The 16,385-nt window shown below is 36.0% G+C and carries 14 protein-coding genes; 7 read left to right on the forward strand and 7 right to left on the reverse strand.

Annotated features, from left to right (window positions below; all coding sequences use genetic code 11):
• Positions 1 to 31: 31 nt before the first annotated feature.
• Positions 32 to 550, reverse strand: coding sequence for a GNAT family N-acetyltransferase (locus PGOND44_RS13665; RefSeq protein WP_003444079.1), 519 nt, complete (start codon positions 548 to 550; stop codon positions 32 to 34).
• A gap of 103 nt (positions 551 to 653) precedes the next feature.
• Between PGOND44_RS13665 and PGOND44_RS13670 the strand changes: the two genes are divergently transcribed.
• The 7 genes from PGOND44_RS13670 to PGOND44_RS13700 all read left to right on the forward strand — a co-directional run bounded on the left by PGOND44_RS13670 (position 654) and on the right by PGOND44_RS13700 (position 7,613).
• The gene (locus tag PGOND44_RS13670) at positions 654 to 1,409 is read left to right on the forward strand and encodes an MBL fold metallo-hydrolase (RefSeq protein WP_003444091.1); all 756 of its coding nucleotides are present in this window, start codon (positions 654 to 656) and stop codon (positions 1,407 to 1,409) included.
• 57 nt (positions 1,410 to 1,466) lie between these two features.
• The gene (locus tag PGOND44_RS13675) at positions 1,467 to 2,834 is read left to right on the forward strand and encodes an alpha/beta hydrolase family protein (RefSeq protein WP_003444094.1); all 1,368 of its coding nucleotides are present in this window, start codon (positions 1,467 to 1,469) and stop codon (positions 2,832 to 2,834) included.
• Positions 2,835 to 3,015: 181 nt separating this feature from the next.
• Complete coding sequence (locus PGOND44_RS13680; RefSeq protein WP_040556199.1) at positions 3,016 to 4,377, forward strand: hypothetical protein; 1,362 nt, start codon at positions 3,016 to 3,018, stop codon at positions 4,375 to 4,377.
• Positions 4,378 to 4,553: 176 nt separating this feature from the next.
• Positions 4,554 to 5,075: a hypothetical protein gene (locus PGOND44_RS13685; protein ID WP_003444097.1), complete on the forward strand. Its 522-nt coding sequence runs from the start codon at positions 4,554 to 4,556 to the stop codon at positions 5,073 to 5,075.
• Between the two features lie 16 nt (positions 5,076 to 5,091).
• Complete coding sequence (locus PGOND44_RS13690; RefSeq protein WP_003444100.1) at positions 5,092 to 5,538, forward strand: DUF2147 domain-containing protein; 447 nt, start codon at positions 5,092 to 5,094, stop codon at positions 5,536 to 5,538.
• Between the two features lie 70 nt (positions 5,539 to 5,608).
• Positions 5,609 to 6,754, forward strand: coding sequence for a DUF6268 family outer membrane beta-barrel protein (locus PGOND44_RS13695; protein ID WP_003444129.1), 1,146 nt, complete (start codon positions 5,609 to 5,611; stop codon positions 6,752 to 6,754).
• 127 nt (positions 6,755 to 6,881) lie between these two features.
• Positions 6,882 to 7,613 (forward strand): hypothetical protein, encoded by a 732-nt coding sequence (locus PGOND44_RS13700; RefSeq protein WP_040556201.1) that lies wholly within the window; start codon positions 6,882 to 6,884, stop codon positions 7,611 to 7,613.
• Positions 7,614 to 7,747: 134 nt separating this feature from the next.
• On the opposite strand, the gene PGOND44_RS15055 is transcribed toward PGOND44_RS13700, so the two are convergent.
• From PGOND44_RS15055 to PGOND44_RS13730, 6 genes are all read right to left on the reverse strand, one after another.
• Positions 7,748 to 10,408, reverse strand: a complete 2,661-nt coding sequence (locus PGOND44_RS15055; RefSeq protein ID WP_003444131.1) for a PAS domain S-box protein — start codon at positions 10,406 to 10,408, stop codon at positions 7,748 to 7,750.
• Positions 10,409 to 10,759: 351 nt separating this feature from the next.
• Positions 10,760 to 11,581, reverse strand: a complete 822-nt coding sequence (locus PGOND44_RS13710) for an SDR family oxidoreductase (RefSeq protein WP_003444132.1) — start codon at positions 11,579 to 11,581, stop codon at positions 10,760 to 10,762.
• 369 nt (positions 11,582 to 11,950) lie between these two features.
• A complete protein-coding gene (locus PGOND44_RS13715) occupies positions 11,951 to 12,523 on the reverse strand; it encodes a hypothetical protein (protein ID WP_003444133.1) in 573 nt (190 codons plus the stop codon).
• 529 nt (positions 12,524 to 13,052) lie between these two features.
• Positions 13,053 to 13,901, reverse strand: a complete 849-nt coding sequence (locus PGOND44_RS13720) for a DC1 domain-containing protein (protein ID WP_003444134.1) — start codon at positions 13,899 to 13,901, stop codon at positions 13,053 to 13,055.
• 14 nt (positions 13,902 to 13,915) lie between these two features.
• Positions 13,916 to 14,872, reverse strand: a complete 957-nt coding sequence (locus tag PGOND44_RS13725; protein WP_003444152.1) for an L-threonylcarbamoyladenylate synthase — start codon at positions 14,870 to 14,872, stop codon at positions 13,916 to 13,918.
• Positions 14,869 to 16,227: a dihydroorotase gene (locus PGOND44_RS13730; RefSeq protein ID WP_003444154.1), complete on the reverse strand. Its 1,359-nt coding sequence runs from the start codon at positions 16,225 to 16,227 to the stop codon at positions 14,869 to 14,871. The genes PGOND44_RS13725 and PGOND44_RS13730 overlap by 4 nt, the downstream gene beginning before the upstream one ends.
• Positions 16,228 to 16,385: the final 158 nt, after the last annotated feature.

The following is a 16,385-nucleotide window of genomic DNA, read 5'->3' on the forward strand; positions in this document are numbered from 1 at the left end:
CGTTTTTTTGATTTATTTTTTTTCCAAAAACTTATAACAATTTCAACATCACAAAATTAGGATTGGAATGTTGGTCACTTATTTTGAAGTTGTGATCGCCAATGATTTTAAAATTATTTTTTTCATAAAACTTTAGTCCATTCTCGTTTTCTGTCCATACAAATAGCCAAAAGGCTTTTTGATGATGCGTTCTAGCGATTTCTATATTGTGTTTTAGAAGTTCTTTGCCAAGACCATATCCGTAAAAATCTTTTAAAAGATAAAGTCTTTCAAATTTAGCTATTGGTGAGATCTCTGTAAGAGGATGAGGTTGGTCTACGATTAATTTGGAATAACCAGCCAGTTGGTTGTCAAAAACTATTTTAAAGAAGTAGATATTGGGATCATTAAGAGCTTTTAATAGCGCGCGGGTGTTGAAGTGATCATCGATATAGTCTTGAATATCAGTTGCAGTGGCACTATGTCCATGGGATTCTATAAAGGTATTTTGGCTTAACTCTGCGAGAGATTCAACTTCAGAGGAACTAAAAGGTTTTATGCTTATCTGCATCTTTTGATTTTTCTGCAAATAAAAGCAATAGCATCAATTTATCTTCATAATAAAAGTTGAATTATCTTTGAACATCAAGTTCATTAAAAACAAAATCAGAATAATGACTTATCATCACCTTAGAAACGCCACTGCTGTTATCGAAACAGAAACTGAGTATATCTTAGTAGATCCTATGCTTGGCGAAGTGGGGAGTATAGAAGCATTTACTTACAAACGTTTTCCGCCCCTTAGGAATCCTTTAGTCGCTTTACCAGATCAAGCCTCAGGCGTATTAGATAAAACCACGCATGCCCTGATTACTCACCAACATGCAGACCACCTCGATGAAGCTGGAATCGATTTTTTAAAAGAAAGACACATCCCTATAACTTGCAGTCGGTTGGATGCGGATGCTCTTAAGTCCAAAGGTTTGCATGTCGTCCAAGAATTGGAGTATAACAAAGCCGTTTCTTTTCTGGGAGGAACTATCCAAGGCATTCCTGCTACTCATGGTTATGGGAAAGTAGCTGAATTGATGGGGAACGTGATGGGATTTTTTATAGAATTGCCGAATGAACCCAGTCTGTATTTAAGTTCGGATACAATTTACACTCAAGACGTTAAGGACATTATATCCAAAAAAGAACCTGATGTGAGTGTGATCCCCTGTGGGTCTGCTCAACTCGATGAGCACGAACCAATTTTGATGACTATGGTGGATATTTTAAAATTTGTGGAGGATTGCAAAGGTCAAGTGATTTGTAACCATTTGGAAGCCCTAAATCATTGCCCCACTCAGCGAAAGAACCTTAAAAATAATATAACTTTGGATACCGTATGGATTCCTGAAGATGGAGCAAAAAAAGATTATACTTAATTTCTGTTGAAATCAAATTTAGAATAGTAACCGAATCTTCAAATAAAATAAATTCCTATGAAAACATTTTATACTTTCTTATTAACTATAGTTTTATCCTCAGTTGCTTTATCTCAAGACATTACGGGAGACTGGCAAGGTGAGTTGAAGTTTCAAGGGAATGCCCTTGGAATCAATTTTCATATTAATAAAACAGAAAATGGATTTGCTTCAACTATGGATGTTCCTTTACAAGGTGTAGAGGGGTATAAGTCAGACGCAACCACTTATATCGATTCTTTGTTAACCATTCAAATTAAGGAATTAGGCATTCAGTATCAGGGAAAATTGGCTCTAAAGGATACCATCGTTGGTAATTTTTCTCAAAATGGAATGTCTTTCAAACTCAATCTTAAAAGAGGAAACAATCTTCCGAATAGACCACAGGAACCAAAGCCTCCGTATGATTATGTGATTAAGGAGGTGAGCTACAAAAGCACAACTGATGATGTTGTTTTGGCCGGGACACTTAGCTTACCAAAAGGAGATGGCCCATTTCCTGCTGTAATGCTTTTGAGTGGCAGTGGACCTCAAGATAGGAATAGCAGCATATTTGGTCATAAGCCATTTTTGCTTTTGGCTCATGAACTTACCCAAAGCGGGATTGCAGTTTTAAGATTCGATGAGCGAGGGGTAGGAGAGTCTGGAGGACGAACGTCAGAAATGACCATGGCCACTCAAATGGGAGATGCACAAGCGGGCATCAATTATCTTTTATCCAACAATCAAATAAACAGGACTAAAATAGGCTTGTTAGGTCATAGTTTGGGAGGCATACTTGCCCCAAAACTTGCTATTGAAAACGACATTGACTTTTTAGTTTTACTGGCCGCTCCCGGCGTTAATGGTGATGCGATGATGCTCAAGCAGCGCAAAGATCTCCTTAAACTAAGAGGAGCGACAGATAAACAAATAGAAGGGACCAATGGAATGTTGGCTAGCCTATACTCAGAACTAAGGAAGTCAAGTTTAGAAGATGAAGCTCTCAAAACTGAATTGCAAAAAAAATTAGCAATCAAGTATGAAACCACTTTACCCGTGAAGGAGCTTAACGAGATGGTAAATTCTATTGTCGATAATGAAGAGTTGATGGCGATCCTTAAATCTAGTCCTGCCAATTACTTCCAAAAAGTATCTTGTCCTGTACTTGCCCTTAATGGGAGTAAAGACTTTCAAGTGTCTGCCAAAGAGAATTTAGCAGCTATTGAGAAAGCTTTGAGTGATGGCGGTAATACGGCCATTGAAACTCACGAGCTAGAGGGTTTAAATCACCTCTTCCAAGACAGCGATACAGGAGATATTTCAGAATATCAAGTTATAGAACAAACGATGTCTCCGGAGGTTTTAAGATTGATTACAGAATGGGTTTCGAACATCGTAAACTAGGAGCTACTTATTTTTCTATTCGCTTCTAGGTAGGAAAGTTAAAAATTGATTAATCGATTATTTTAAAATGTTCAAATTTTAAAAAGTCGTTTGCTTAGGTATAAAGTAAATCTCGAGTAACAATTGTTACGGTTAAGCTTTTAAATAAAGGTTAATTTAGTAATGTTAAATCCTATAAAACTTGAGAACCACTTTATTTATTTCTCTTCTGCTGCTTGTTTTTTTAAATGGGTTCTCTCAAAGTTCAAAAGAGTTAGATAGCCTTTCTGTATTTCAAGATATCTTTGATAGTTCTTCTGTTGAGGGTGAACTTCGTAATTTCACAATGGCAACCTATAATCGGGGTAGCCTTCAAGATTATTCAACTAACGCGACGGGTGGTACAGTAAAAATCAAAACCAAAAATTTTAAAGGATTTGAGGCTGGAATGCAAACCAGTTTCACTTATAAAACAATTGGAAACGATCTCAACGCAGTTGATCCAATTGCAGGAAGGGGAGACAAGTGGGAGCTTGAGCTCTATGACATTTTTAATAAAGGAGAATTTGAACATCTCATAAGGTTAGATGAGCTTTATCTTCAATACAACTTTGGCAAGAGCTACTTAGCCTATGGTAAAATCAAAACAGAATATACAAGGCTTATTAACGCCAGTGACGGCCGTATGAATCGGTTTGCACATCAAGGGGCTTGGTTACACCTCAATTTTGATTCTCCCCATAAGTTAGATTTAGCTTGGCTAAATCGATTTTCACCTAGGTCATCTTACGATTGGTTCGATTTTGATGAGGCCTTTGGTCTTGTCAATCAGGGCTTTCAGCCCAATGGAGAAGCTGCTATTTACAAAGGCTTTTATCCTACCCAAGGCGTTGCCATTTTCAATTATGGATACATTAATCATAATTTCAACTTTCATGTTTATAATTTTCTGTTCGATAAAATCAGTAATATCGTGTGGCTAGAAGCCGACTACGATTACAAGACATATAAACTTGGCCTACAATATGCACATTCTCAAGCTTTATCTTACGGAGAACAACTCGATGAGGTAAACCGATATATGCAGCCAGATGAAAGAGCAAATGTGTTAAGTTCTAAGCTGAGTTGGTTTACCCCAAAATGGGAAGTAAGCGCTGCCTATACAAAAGCTTTTGATACTGGTCGATTTTTGTTTCCAAAAGAGTTGGGTCGAGATCATTTTTATACCTCTATCCCTCGGTCAAGATTGGAAGGTCTTGGCGGTGTGGATGTGTTTACCTTGAGAGTTGATTACCAACTCTCAAAACCCAACCTCCATTTTGGTGTTAGTTATCAAGATCTTAGCGGTGCCGAAGTCCAACGTTTTCAGCTCAACAAATACAATATCGATAGTACCAGACAATTCAACACCCAAATCACATTCGAGCCAGAAGGATTTTTTAAAGGCCTCCATTTAGATTTGCTTTGGGTTTACCGAACTAATAAGACTAATGAACAACAAGACTTATTTTTTAATAGGAGTAACTTTCATCAAATCAATTTAGTCACCAATTTTTACTTCTGAACTTATTTTAAGGGTGACAACTTTCCGTAATTCATTTAATGATGAATAATAGATTAAAATTATTTATCATATCAATTAAATTTTTTTAAATAAATATTATCCTTAATACTCCTTAATACTCCTAAATATGGAAAATTGGTATATTTTTATCAAGATTTATTTAAAAAAAACCATCGATGTATCATAATTTAAAAATGGCAGGAAGTTCTTTACTTCTAATTTGTTTTATGTTTTCATGTTCTGTAAATACTGAAAAGCATGAAATCACAACACCCGTTCTCGATCTAAAAGCTGTGGGTCCTCTTTTTGAAGGGTCAAACACTGCAACGGCGACTTGGGAATTCACTTTGGAAGATCTATTTCCAAACCTTGAAGAAAATATCAAAATTGAAAAGGCGAAAGTAAAATCAATCCAAATTCAGACTCGTGAGGGAATGGATTTTCCAAAGATTGGAAAAATGGTAATTGAAATGAAATCTAAGTATACCGATATGACTAAGATTGGACTTTTAGACGATAATATCCAACCCAATAAAAAATACACTTTTCAAGTGGCAGATGAGCAAGAAGATTTGCAAACAGCAATTTCAGACGAGCGTATCACTTTTGTTGGAGATTTTGACATGCTAGAAGATGAATATTACGAAGATGTTATCTTCGATTTGCAAGTGACTTTAGAAATTGAAACCAGAAATTAATTTAATACTGAAAACTATGAAGACTAAGCTTTTTTTGATCACATTTTGTTTACTAGGATACTTTAGTTTTGCCCAAGAAGCAGTCGATATTGTTGGTGTATGGGAGCCAGGACACGGTAAGGCAAAGGTAAAGATCGATAAGATTGATGATAAATTTTACGGAAAAATCGTTTGGCTAAAAGAGCCTATCGATCCAGCTACTGGAGAACCTAAAGTAGATAAAAATAATCCAGATGAAAGTATGCAAAGTGCACCTTTGCGTGGTTACCGTATTTTAAAAGATTTTGAGTATCAAGGTGAGGGAATATGGGAAGAAGGTACTATTTATGATCCAGAAAATGGAACAAGCTATAGCTGTATAATTACTATGATAGATGAAAACACCTTGGATATAAGAGGTTATGTGGGCGTAAAAACCTTTGGTAGAACAGACACTTGGAGAAGACTTACCAGAAAAAAATAACAATACATTTAAGTATTAAGTTGTTGAGGTCATGACCTTTGCGACGTATTTACTTGTTAACCATAAACATATGAATCACAATTACAAAATTTTTGCACTGCTTGTACTTTTTGGGTTTGGCATACATACAATTCAGGCTCAAGATGATGAAGAAGATTATAGTAAGTATGATGATTTTGAATTGGAAGATGACACTCCTGTAAAACGTTATGCTAGTCCTAAAATTTCTGGAATGAGCCCCCAAAAATTTATAGGGGTGAGTTTTGATGCTCAAATGCCTTACGACTATGAGTTTTCAAAGGTCACCTTTCCTCAATCTCTTGACAACGGTTTTGATGTCGATGAGGAAAATCCAGCTATTAACGAAACTGGGCGAGCTAGATTCACTGGCGGTTTCAGATTGAATACCAACATCCCTATCATTTCCAAAAGTAGTTTTGTTTGGCAATCGGGAATTAATTTTACGGATACACGTTATAACATCAGAGAAAATTTGAACTCTCCTCGGTCTCCAATACGTCTTCCAGATGGAACTGAAGCAAGAAGTTTAGGTCGTATTTTAAACGAGGACGGTCTTCGAAATATCAACTGGACCAATACTTTATTTTTTCCTTTGAATGAGACAGAATTTATAGTGTTTCAAACTCAGATGGATTTGAGCGGTAATTACGGCTTGGATGAATTTCAATCTTTGAGCACTATAAGATATAGTGCAGCCGCCGTCTATGGAAGACGGGTGAACGATTATTTCCGATGGGGAGTAGGTGTATCTAGAACATATAGAGTCGGAAATCTTAATTATGTGCCTGTCATCATGTTTGATTGGACTTCTGAAAATAAAAAATGGGGAACCGAAATCTTATTTCCAGCCCGAGCTTATCTGCGTTATAACATCAACCAAAACTCACTCCTTCTTGCAGGATTCGATCTAGAGGGTCAAAGTTACCGTATAGATGAGTATTCTGTGAATGGGAATTCTTATGAAATACGAAGAGGGGAAGTTAGACCTAAATTGGAATTTCAAACTAAAATTTCAGGATACATCTGGGCAAGTGTCCAAGCTGGATTCAGATACGATTGGTCTTATGATGCGGATGAATTAGATGGTGAGGGAGATTTTTTCAGAGGATTTTTCGGCGATCAGGATTTCGGAATGGTAAATAGTTTAGAAAATCCTTTTTTCTTTAATGTAGGGCTTAATTTTGTAAGTCCATAAGGTATGATAGTAGTACTTTAATAGCGGCTTTAGAGTTGATGTTTAGTCTATAATTGTATGGGTTATCCAAACCATTGAAGTCCTTATTTTTGACTAAATTTAGAGGTCAAACCTAATTACAGAACCGATGAAACGTATACTCTCTTTATGTGTCATTTTTTTAAGTCTGTTTATTTCAACGGCTCAAACAATGGAAGGAGCTTGGAAGCTGACTTATCTAGACGGGGAGGCAATAACCAATCGAGAAGTTATAAAAATTGTTAAGGACGGTTATTTTGCTTTAGGGTCTAGGGATGTAGTGGACAATTCATTTCTAGGAGCCGCTGGAGGAGAATATCGCATTGAAAACGAAAAACTTATTGAAATTAGAGATTTTGATACTTATGACGATTCTAAGATTGGGATAGAACATCAGTACTTAATGACTTGGGTAAACGAAAGTCGTATTCAACTTTCAAGTGCAAGCTCACAAAAGGTTTGGGAACGGGTCTCTGTAAATAATGACGATCTAGATGGCAATTGGGTCATTACGGGTCGACAACGTGACGGAGAGATGAGGACAATGATACCTGGTGATAGGCGTACTATTAAAATTTTGGGAGGTGGCCGTTTTCAATGGATAGCGTTCAATTCTGCTACCAAAACTTTTGGAGCTAGTGGTGGTGGGACATACACTGCCCAAAATGGTATTTATACCGAACGTATTAGGTTTTTCTCTAAGGATAAAAATCGAGTAGGGGCAGATTTAGAATTTGACTATGAGGTTATAAATGGAGAATGGCACCATCGTGGAAATAGTTCCAAAGGACAGTCTATCTATGAAATATGGTCACCTTACCAAGAGGCTTATCAAAAATAAGTGTGATTTTTGGAAATGGCATTATTCCTGTTCTTGAATCAAATTTTCATCAATCTCAAACATCTACAGACCAACTATAGATTAATGAAGCGTCTCCACTAAAATCTTTCTGTCTATCTATTTCATAAATGTTTTTAAATTTCCTCTTGTTGGGTAGCATCGACGATATCTCTAACAATGTCATCCAATTCAGTAGCCGAAAAAAGAATATGTTTTAAAAGCAGTTCTTTTTCCTTAGTCGATGTATAGTCTACTTTTAGCAATTCCACCATTCCCATTATACGGGCAAGAGGAGCGCGAACTTCATGAGATTGGGTCCAAGCAATTTTTCTAAACCTCTCATTTTGCGCTTCAATAGCCTTCATATGATTGTGACGTTCAGTGATATCGGTGACTAAAACCACTTTGGCCTCTTTTCCCTTATAAGTCAAATTATTTATTCGGATCTCCACTACAATCTCCTTACCATTTTTCTTTCTATGAATATGCTCACCAAGAAAAGTTTGCTTTCCTTTTTCTTGAGCACGTTTGAGTGTTGCTTCGAATTTTGGTATTTCAGATTCTGGTCTTATTTCACTAATACTCATATTCATAAATTCATCATACGAATATCCATAATGTTCAATTGCAGATTGATTTACATCCAGAAATTTCAAAGTAGCCATATCATAAACAAACTTAGGTTGTGGGCTTAATTGAAATAGGTCAGAATAGCGATGTTCAGATTCTTTGAGAGCCTTTTCAGATTTTATACGATCTGTAATATCCAGACCCATACATTGTATTTCGGAAGGTTTTCCATCAGAATCTTCAACACACACAAAATCCCAAAGGGTTGTCAGGATTCTTCCATCGCTACTGGGTTTGTCAATTTCAATTTTGAACACTTTTCCTGGCTCTGCTACACATTGGCCAACTGTTTCTTGTGTTTTTTGATGATGGTAATCCATAATGGATCCCATACAATTGTTACCCAATATTTTTTCATCGGCGTAAAGCCAACCGAATTCCTCGACAAACTTTTTGTTGACATAGGTATAGTTGCCATCCATATCAGTTCTAAGTACATAATTGGTTTGAGATTCGTATAAACCTCTGTAATAGGCCTCACTTTTTTTAAGTTTGTCTTCTGTAAGTTTTCGCTCGGTTATATCTTTTGAATTTGCCACAAGTCCACCTACACTTGAGTCTTCCATGAGATTGGTAACAAAGGTCTCCATCCATCGCCATGAACCATCTCCATGTTTAAATCTAAAGGGTTTAATAGCGACTTGTTTTTCATTTTTCAAACTTAGTAGACTGGCATAAAACGTTTCTTTGTCATCGGGATGGATGAATTCTAAAGCATTTTTTTCAACAAATTCTTCTGAAGGAATACCTAATATTTTTCTTGAAGTAGGACTCACATAGTTGTAGTTTCCTTTAAAATCGAAGATGGTAATTAAATCAGAGCCATTTTGAACCAAGCCTTTGAATCTTTTTTCACTTTTTTCAATCTTCAGTTCATTTTCTTTTTGAGTGGTAATGTCAAAGATGACAGAGTCCCAGATGGTAGTATCATTCTTCAGGCGGACAGGGTTCCCAAAGCCCTTGTGCCAGCGAATAGTCCCATCAGGGTGATGATATCGCCATTCGTGTTTCCAAAAGCTTAAGTCCACTGCAGAATTTTTGATAGTTTGGAGGTGAGCTTTTAAATCTTTATCATCATACCTTTCCCAAATAAGGTTATTATTTTGCATAACTTCTTCAGCAGAGAAGCCCCAGAGACTTTTGGCTCCATTGCTTACCAATCGCAATTCATCTTTACCTTCAGGGTAGCGCTGATAACGAAAAACTGCACCAGGTATATTATTTGTAATTGTTGAAAATTGGGTTTCTGTATTTTTAAGTTCTGTTATGTCGGTATGGGTTCCCGCCATAAGCAAAGGTTTACCGTCTTTTGTCCAGCTTACGACCTGTCCACGGTCATGAATCCAAACGACGTGCCCCTTTTTATGTAAAAAACGATGCTCACCTACGTAAAAATCTGATTTTTTCTCCAAACAAGCCATAATTTTCTCAGTAAGAGTTTCAAAATCTTTTGGAAATATGAGCCTTTGTATACTTTCAGAACTTAAGGGTTTCAATTCTTCAAGGGTGTAGCCCAACATTTCTGCCCAGCGCTCATTTAAATTGATCTTATCGCTAGGAATATGCCATTCCCAGGTGCCCACACGGGTAGCGCTAATAATAGTATGAAGACGTTGAGATTCATCAGCAAAATTATTTGCCATTTCTTTAATCTCCAGGCGGTTTTTACGGAGCTCAAAAAGCTGTACAACCTGATTGGCCAAAGACGTTAAGGCTTCTAATTGCTTTTCATCCAGCTTGCGTGGTTTATGATCTATAACACACAAGGTGCCTAGGGCATTGCCTTCTTTAGTGATTAAAGGTATTCCTGCATAAAAAATAAAACTCGAATTGCCTATAACCAAAGAAGTATCCTTAAAGCGATTATCCTTCCTGGCATCTTCCACAATAAAAAATTTCTGAGGAACTTTTATGGTATAATCGCAAAACGAGTTTTCAACATTAGTTTCAGTTATATCTATTCCATGATGTGATTTGAAAAACTGTCTTGTATCCGTAACAAGAGAAACCAAAGATATGGGAGTATCACAGATAAAAGCGGCAAGGCTAGTTATAGTATCATACTCTTTTTCGGGGGTAGTATCTAAAAGCTTAAGGGAATGAAGATCCTTCAGTCTCTTGTTTTTGAATTTATTCTCCATCATATATTTTGGTTTGTTATTCATCAACCCAACTTAAATTTTTTCAATAAATGAGTTTTTAGAGCTTTTCTTGCCCAAGGCTTTGAAAATTATAAGTGGATTGAAATAGATTACAAATGTGTATCGCTTTTTAGCATTAACTAATTTAGATAAAATACTTAAGTTTTTTGGAAACATTACTGTGAAGCATCAATTGGTCAATGGTTTTTTGGGAAATTATCAATTGAAATTTGAAATATCACTCCGACCTTATTAGGAACTAAACTAATTCTGAATTAGTGGAAGTATAAAACACTGCGTCAAATGTTACTAAAATGATTAATAATTGGTGAGTTTAAATTGGATACAGTTTCTAAATCACATTGTATTCTAATTTTACTTTTTAGATTTATCGATTGTATTAGTTTGAATTTTATACTGTCGATTTTGATACTCTTGACACATGCTTTCCATTTTTTCGGGACAAACAGTTCGGTAATTGTGTTCTTCTTGAGGAATCACTTCCACCATTTTATCAATCATTGTTTGGGGGTCAAATTGATTATCTGCCATTCCTTTTGCCGCTTTTTCAAGATCTTTTTTATCCGTAAAATGAAAATCTTCATCAAACCACTGTTTGTAACTATCATACATTCTATCATTGAAGCCGGTTTCAAATGGTCCCGGATTAATTGTAGCTACAGTAACGCCCAAGGGTTTTAGTTCATCTCTCAAACATTGGGCAATTGCTTCTAGAGCATGTTTGGACGCATTATAAGGCCCTAAAAATGGACTTGTTGTAAGTCCTGCTATCGATGATAAAAATACCACTTTACCTTGGCCTTTTTCCACCATTTTTTTAATGAACGGTTGTGAGAATTCAAGTGTTGAAAATGTATTGGTTTCCATCACCTCTCTTAAAAGGTCAACGGGTATTTCAGCCAAGGGTCCTGTTTGACCAATACCAGCATTATTGACTAAAATATCAATGTCGTAAGTCCATGCTTTTTCACAATCTATAGGATCTAAAATATCTAGTTTGAACAACTCGATGTTTTTTTCATGATTAGTATCCTTTAATTCTTCTTTAAATCTGGACATTTGCTCCCAAGTATGAACTGCTGCGATAATCTTATGGCCAACCTTTGCAAGCCCAATAGCCGTTCCTTTTCCTAGACCAGAACCAGCACCTGTAATTAAAATTGTTCGCTTTTTCATTTTTTTTCTTTTAACTATTCTTCTTAAGGTAGGGGTTTTATGACCTATAATTCATAATTTAGGGTAAGGTTTAACATAGAAAGGTTTTAAGATTGGCTGATACTGAATAAAAAAATTGTCATTTTATATAGAATCTCTCATAAAGTTTCAAATTTTAAAATCAAATTCACTCCATCTATTTTAAGGGATCATTTTTTCTTTAGGTGTCATATTTTTAGGTCTGTTTATTTCAACCGCACCTCCAAGGGAATAGTTCCAAAGGACAGCCTATCTATGAAATATGGTGACCCCTCCAAATGGATTACTAAAAATAAGTGCGATTTTTGAAAATGCTAACATTCCAGTTCTTGAATCAAATTTTCATCGTTTTCATACATCTACAGACCAGCTATAGACTAATGAAGCGTCTCCACTAAAATCTTTCTGTCTATCTATTTCATAAATGTTTTCAAATTCATCTCCAAAGCGTTCAAAAGCACTTAAAAATCCAAAGTCTCGATCTGAAATCTCAGAGAGGATTTTCCCAACCAACGGGACTGCTTTTTTTGCAATGACTAACCATGGGACTTTTGTGGTACCCAAAATATCAGTAACTATACCAAAGGCATCTCCACCTATGCCAGTTTCAATATTCTGTAAAATTTCTCCCATGTTTCTTGACGATCTTCTGGTGTGACGTAAGTGGATGTGAACATTTAGTTCTTTATCTTCGGGAAGCTCTCTGCTCAAGACAAATAGACCTTCCGAACCTGTTTCGTCGGTATCGAATTGGAAAGAATTATCATGTCTCTTACTCAATTTGAACGGCTCTTGAGGTAAAGTGGTTAAAATCATTTTGTCATTATCTGAGGGATGTTCAGCAACAATTATAAAGTAAAGTCTCCATCTTTTTTTGGGTCTGTAAATTTGGACTTCATCTATTTCTAACCTTACTCTTATCATGATTGGGATATTTAAGAAGTTACCTATAAATTTAAGCTTTTTTCTCAAAAGTCTAAAATACCATGTTCAAGTTATAAAAAGCAACTAGCCAAATTGATTTTATGTTCATTATTGACTCAATTACGGAATCAAAAATACTCCTCGAACAAGCATAATAAATCCGATAGCTCCCATAATCTAGATAGGTGTATTGGAGCTTATCACATTCAGCAAAACTCTTGCTGCTGTTCAGGTCAATGAACATATCGTTTGATTTTGAAAATTTACATTTGCTTCCAAGTAAACATCTGCTTTGCTCGTTGAATTTCTCAAAAGGTAAAAAAATCCGCTTACCATAAGCGAAAGAATCGAGACGATAAACATTGTAGAAAAGCAGGAGACCAACTTTCGATTTGGAATGTTAAGGCTTAAGTTTTCAATACTTAATACTCCATCCCATTTCGTTTAAATTATATTTTCCTCCGACTGACAATCCATTTTTGGTATTAAAAATTGCCTTCTTCACACCCTAGCTATGGCAATCATCCTCTCATGGATTGCAGTAATCGCAATACATAGGGTCTTCTGTTCTTTTTTTATGTGGATACATGTCTTCTTTAGTAAAATTGCATTTCTGGCAGCTATATATAAAACTCAAGGTCGAGTTGGTAGGCAATCCACACCAGCTGCATTTTAATCCTTTCTTAAGTTCCGATATTCCAAAACCAGGGGTAGTACATCGAGGGCAACAGGAATTGACTTTAGCAACCAAATTTTTGGTTGCATTTTCAATGACAGCCATTCGGCTTGGGTTGAACATCGCTCTCATATCCGTTTCTGCATAAACCGAATCTGACGTGTTCATCAGTTCTTTAAAGGCTTTTTTTAATTGACTTACATCTGATATCCCTTTTATGATATTCGTATTGGCCGTTTTTGACTTGCGAAGTATGAGTCCGTGTGATGGAAATTTCACCAACTCTGCAAAGTTCAATAGATCTGTCTCTGTTTTAATTTCCTGACCATTAAAATTGGTTTCCATACTCAATTCTCTGGCTATAATTTCCAAATTGTTTTTTTTATCAATAAAAATCAAAAACTCATCATCTGCACTTGTAAAAAATAGAGAAGGATGAGCACCAAAGGAACCTTCACTAGCCACACCTAACTCGCAATTGCTTAGTTCCATGGCCTTCAAGCATTTTTGTCTTGCAGTAGCTATGGGGTCTTGCTTTCGTTCTATCTCACCAGAAAAAGTTCCCCACTGGTCTGTATCGAAGCCATCCTTTACAAAACATGATACTCCTAAAGCCTTCTCTAAAAGAGGCGCAATCACTCTTTCCTTTTCGTGTTTTGTGGCTATGATTAAACTTCTATTTTCAAATAAAGCAGTACCCATGAAGTAAGGAATAATTATTTTGTGGCTCTTTCTAATCTATCATTAATAGATTTACCTAAACCAACATCTGGAAATCTTTCAGCTACAATTAGATCTAAATTTAAGCTATCTAGTTTATGCAACGTACTGTATAGCTTGGAAGCAGCTTCCTTTAAATCTCCAGATTTTGATAAAATTTCTATATGTTCAAAACGCGTGGTTTTCAACTTTCCTTTGAATCTTAGGACACCAATTCTTTTGCTTTCGTTATTTTCAATAAATTCATCAACATCGTCCAAAAGATACATCTTTGTTTTGGGAGCGTAATGTTTTGCTAACATTCCTGGGGCATTAGGTGTTGTTTCACTTATGTTTCTTATCTGAATTTTTCCGATGATTTTTTCAATGTCTTCAACAGAAATACCTCCAAGTCTATAGAGTATAGCTTCGTTATTTTCGAAGCCAATAATGGTAGATTCTATTCCGTTTTTGCATTCACCACCTTCAAGCACCATAGATAGGGTGTTTTCAAAATACGCTTTAACGTGATCAGAACTTGTGGGACTAATTCTGTTGAAGGGATTTGCACTTGGAGCTGCAAGTGGAAAAGATAATTGTTTTAACAAACTTAAAGTAACGGGGTGATTTGGAATTCTAACCCCAACGGTATCTTTACCTCCAGTTACGATCTCAGGTATGTTTAATCTTTTAGGCAAAATGAGCGTTAAAGAACCAGGCCAAAAGGCTTCAGCAAGCTTTTGAGCCTTTACCGGAAATTCACGTACTATTTTTTCTAGGTGGTCGATAGAAGGTATATGAACGATTAACGGATTAAACAAAGGTCTTTGTTTGACCTCAAATATTTTTCGAATTGCTTTTTCACTATAGATATTCCCTGCCAATCCATAAACAGTTTCGGTAGGTATTGCTACGACATCTTCTTTATTTAAGAGTTCAATTGCTTTTGAAATATCACTTGAAATTTGGGTCATTTTTGTTTCTCTTTAGTATTGAAATCTATGGGCATCCCAAATATATCTTCCTTAAAAGTGCCATGGTTATAAATCAAATTTCCATTTACAAAAGTTTGTTCAATTTTTGCTTGAAATGTAGTTCCTTCCAATGGTGACCAACCACATTTGTAAAGCAGGTTTTCTTTAGCAACGGTCCATTCACTATTCAAATCCACCAAAGTTAAATCTGCGTGATAGCCTTTTCTTATAAATCCCCTGTTGGTCATGCGATATAAAATTGCCGGATTATGGCACATTTTTTCGACAATTTTCTCTAATGAAATGAGGCCTTGTTTATAAAACTCCAACATACAATTGAGCGTATGCTGAACCATAGGCGCACCCGACATAGATTGAAAATAGGTTTGTTGTTTTTCCTCCAACGTATGTGGAGCGTGGTCTGTGGTTATAAGATCTATTTTATCATCAAGTAGGGCCTTTAATAAGCCTTCTTTGTCTTTTTTTGTTTTTATGGCTGGATTCCATTTAATAAGCATTCCTAATCGCTCATAATCTTCGTCTGAAAACCAGAGGTGATGTACAGAAACTTCGGTTGTTATTTTTTTCTCTATTAGTGGGATATCGTTACGAAACAAGTGAGTTTCTGCTTCCGTAGTTAAATGCAAAATATGCAATCTGGCCTTGTGTTTTTTTGCTAAATCTATGGCGCGTTTGGTAGCGTCATAGCAGCCTTCAGTGCTCCTAATGACAGGATGAAATTTTGCAGGTATATCATCACCATATTTCTCCTTAAAGGCCTGTTCGTTTTTTTCTACAATTTCTTCCTTTTCGGAATGGATGGCGATAATGGATTTGCAGTTGGCAAATAGTTTTTCCATTATTTCTGGATTATCGGCCAGTAGATTTCCTTTTTTGGTAAAATACAAGCCGTCATCAGAAACACCAATAAATTGGCTCGTATCCATTTTTATAACCTCATCGATATTATCTCCATTTACACCAAGGAAAAAGGAGTAGTTAGCTAAAGATTTTTTGGAAGCAATGTCAAATTTTTCTTTTAAGCTTTCAACAGTCAAGATATTTGGGACTGTATTAGGCATATCAATGAAAGAAGTCACACCACCCGCTATGGCTGCTTTACTTTCGGTGTATAAGTCGCCCTTATGGGTTAGACCTGGATCTCGAAAATGAACTTGACCGTCTATAATTCCTGGGAAGAGGTGTTTGCCAGTGCCGTCTATTAGGTTGTGGTTTGGTTCAACTTCAATTCTTCCAATTTGCTGTATAAGCCCCTCTGCAATGAGTACATCTGCAACCAGTATTTTTCCCTCATTCACAAGGGTTACATTTTGAATTAAAGTGCTTTCATTCATTTTCTTTGTCTAAGAGTTAGAGTGTTTTTTATGTTTAACTATGTCGGTTCTTTATATTTTCTCCTTATTTTTAAGGGTTTTCTCAAAAATAAATTCAAGAAACCACATTCTGCTTTTAATTTTGAACTTCCTTCCGCATACGTGACTTTTTTTAAATA

Origin of the sequence: Psychroflexus gondwanensis ACAM 44 (genome assembly GCF_000355905.1) — a bacterium.
GTDB lineage: Bacteria > Bacteroidota > Bacteroidia > Flavobacteriales > Flavobacteriaceae > Psychroflexus > Psychroflexus gondwanensis.

What these genes read in the sequence shown, in the direction of transcription:
- PGOND44_RS13665 (WP_003444079.1), bottom strand. Translation starts at nt 550, where the DNA reads ATGCAGATAAGCATAAAACCTTTTAGTTCCTCTGAAGTTGAATCTCTC.
- PGOND44_RS13670 (WP_003444091.1), top strand. Translation starts at nt 654, where the DNA reads ATGACTTATCATCACCTTAGAAACGCCACTGCTGTTATCGAAACAGAA.
- PGOND44_RS13675 (WP_003444094.1), top strand. Translation starts at nt 1,467, where the DNA reads ATGAAAACATTTTATACTTTCTTATTAACTATAGTTTTATCCTCAGTT.
- PGOND44_RS13685 (WP_003444097.1), top strand. Translation starts at nt 4,554, where the DNA reads ATGTATCATAATTTAAAAATGGCAGGAAGTTCTTTACTTCTAATTTGT.
- PGOND44_RS13690 (WP_003444100.1), top strand. Translation starts at nt 5,092, where the DNA reads ATGAAGACTAAGCTTTTTTTGATCACATTTTGTTTACTAGGATACTTT.
- PGOND44_RS13695 (WP_003444129.1), top strand. Translation starts at nt 5,609, where the DNA reads ATGAATCACAATTACAAAATTTTTGCACTGCTTGTACTTTTTGGGTTT.
- PGOND44_RS13700 (WP_040556201.1), top strand. Translation starts at nt 6,882, where the DNA reads ATGAAACGTATACTCTCTTTATGTGTCATTTTTTTAAGTCTGTTTATT.
- PGOND44_RS15055 (WP_003444131.1), bottom strand. Translation starts at nt 10,408, where the DNA reads ATGAATAACAAACCAAAATATATGATGGAGAATAAATTCAAAAACAAG.
- PGOND44_RS13710 (WP_003444132.1), bottom strand. Translation starts at nt 11,581, where the DNA reads ATGAAAAAGCGAACAATTTTAATTACAGGTGCTGGTTCTGGTCTAGGA.
- PGOND44_RS13715 (WP_003444133.1), bottom strand. Translation starts at nt 12,523, where the DNA reads ATGATAAGAGTAAGGTTAGAAATAGATGAAGTCCAAATTTACAGACCC.
- PGOND44_RS13720 (WP_003444134.1), bottom strand. Translation starts at nt 13,901, where the DNA reads ATGGGTACTGCTTTATTTGAAAATAGAAGTTTAATCATAGCCACAAAA.
- PGOND44_RS13725 (WP_003444152.1), bottom strand. Translation starts at nt 14,872, where the DNA reads ATGACCCAAATTTCAAGTGATATTTCAAAAGCAATTGAACTCTTAAAT.
- PGOND44_RS13730 (WP_003444154.1), bottom strand. Translation starts at nt 16,227, where the DNA reads ATGAATGAAAGCACTTTAATTCAAAATGTAACCCTTGTGAATGAGGGA.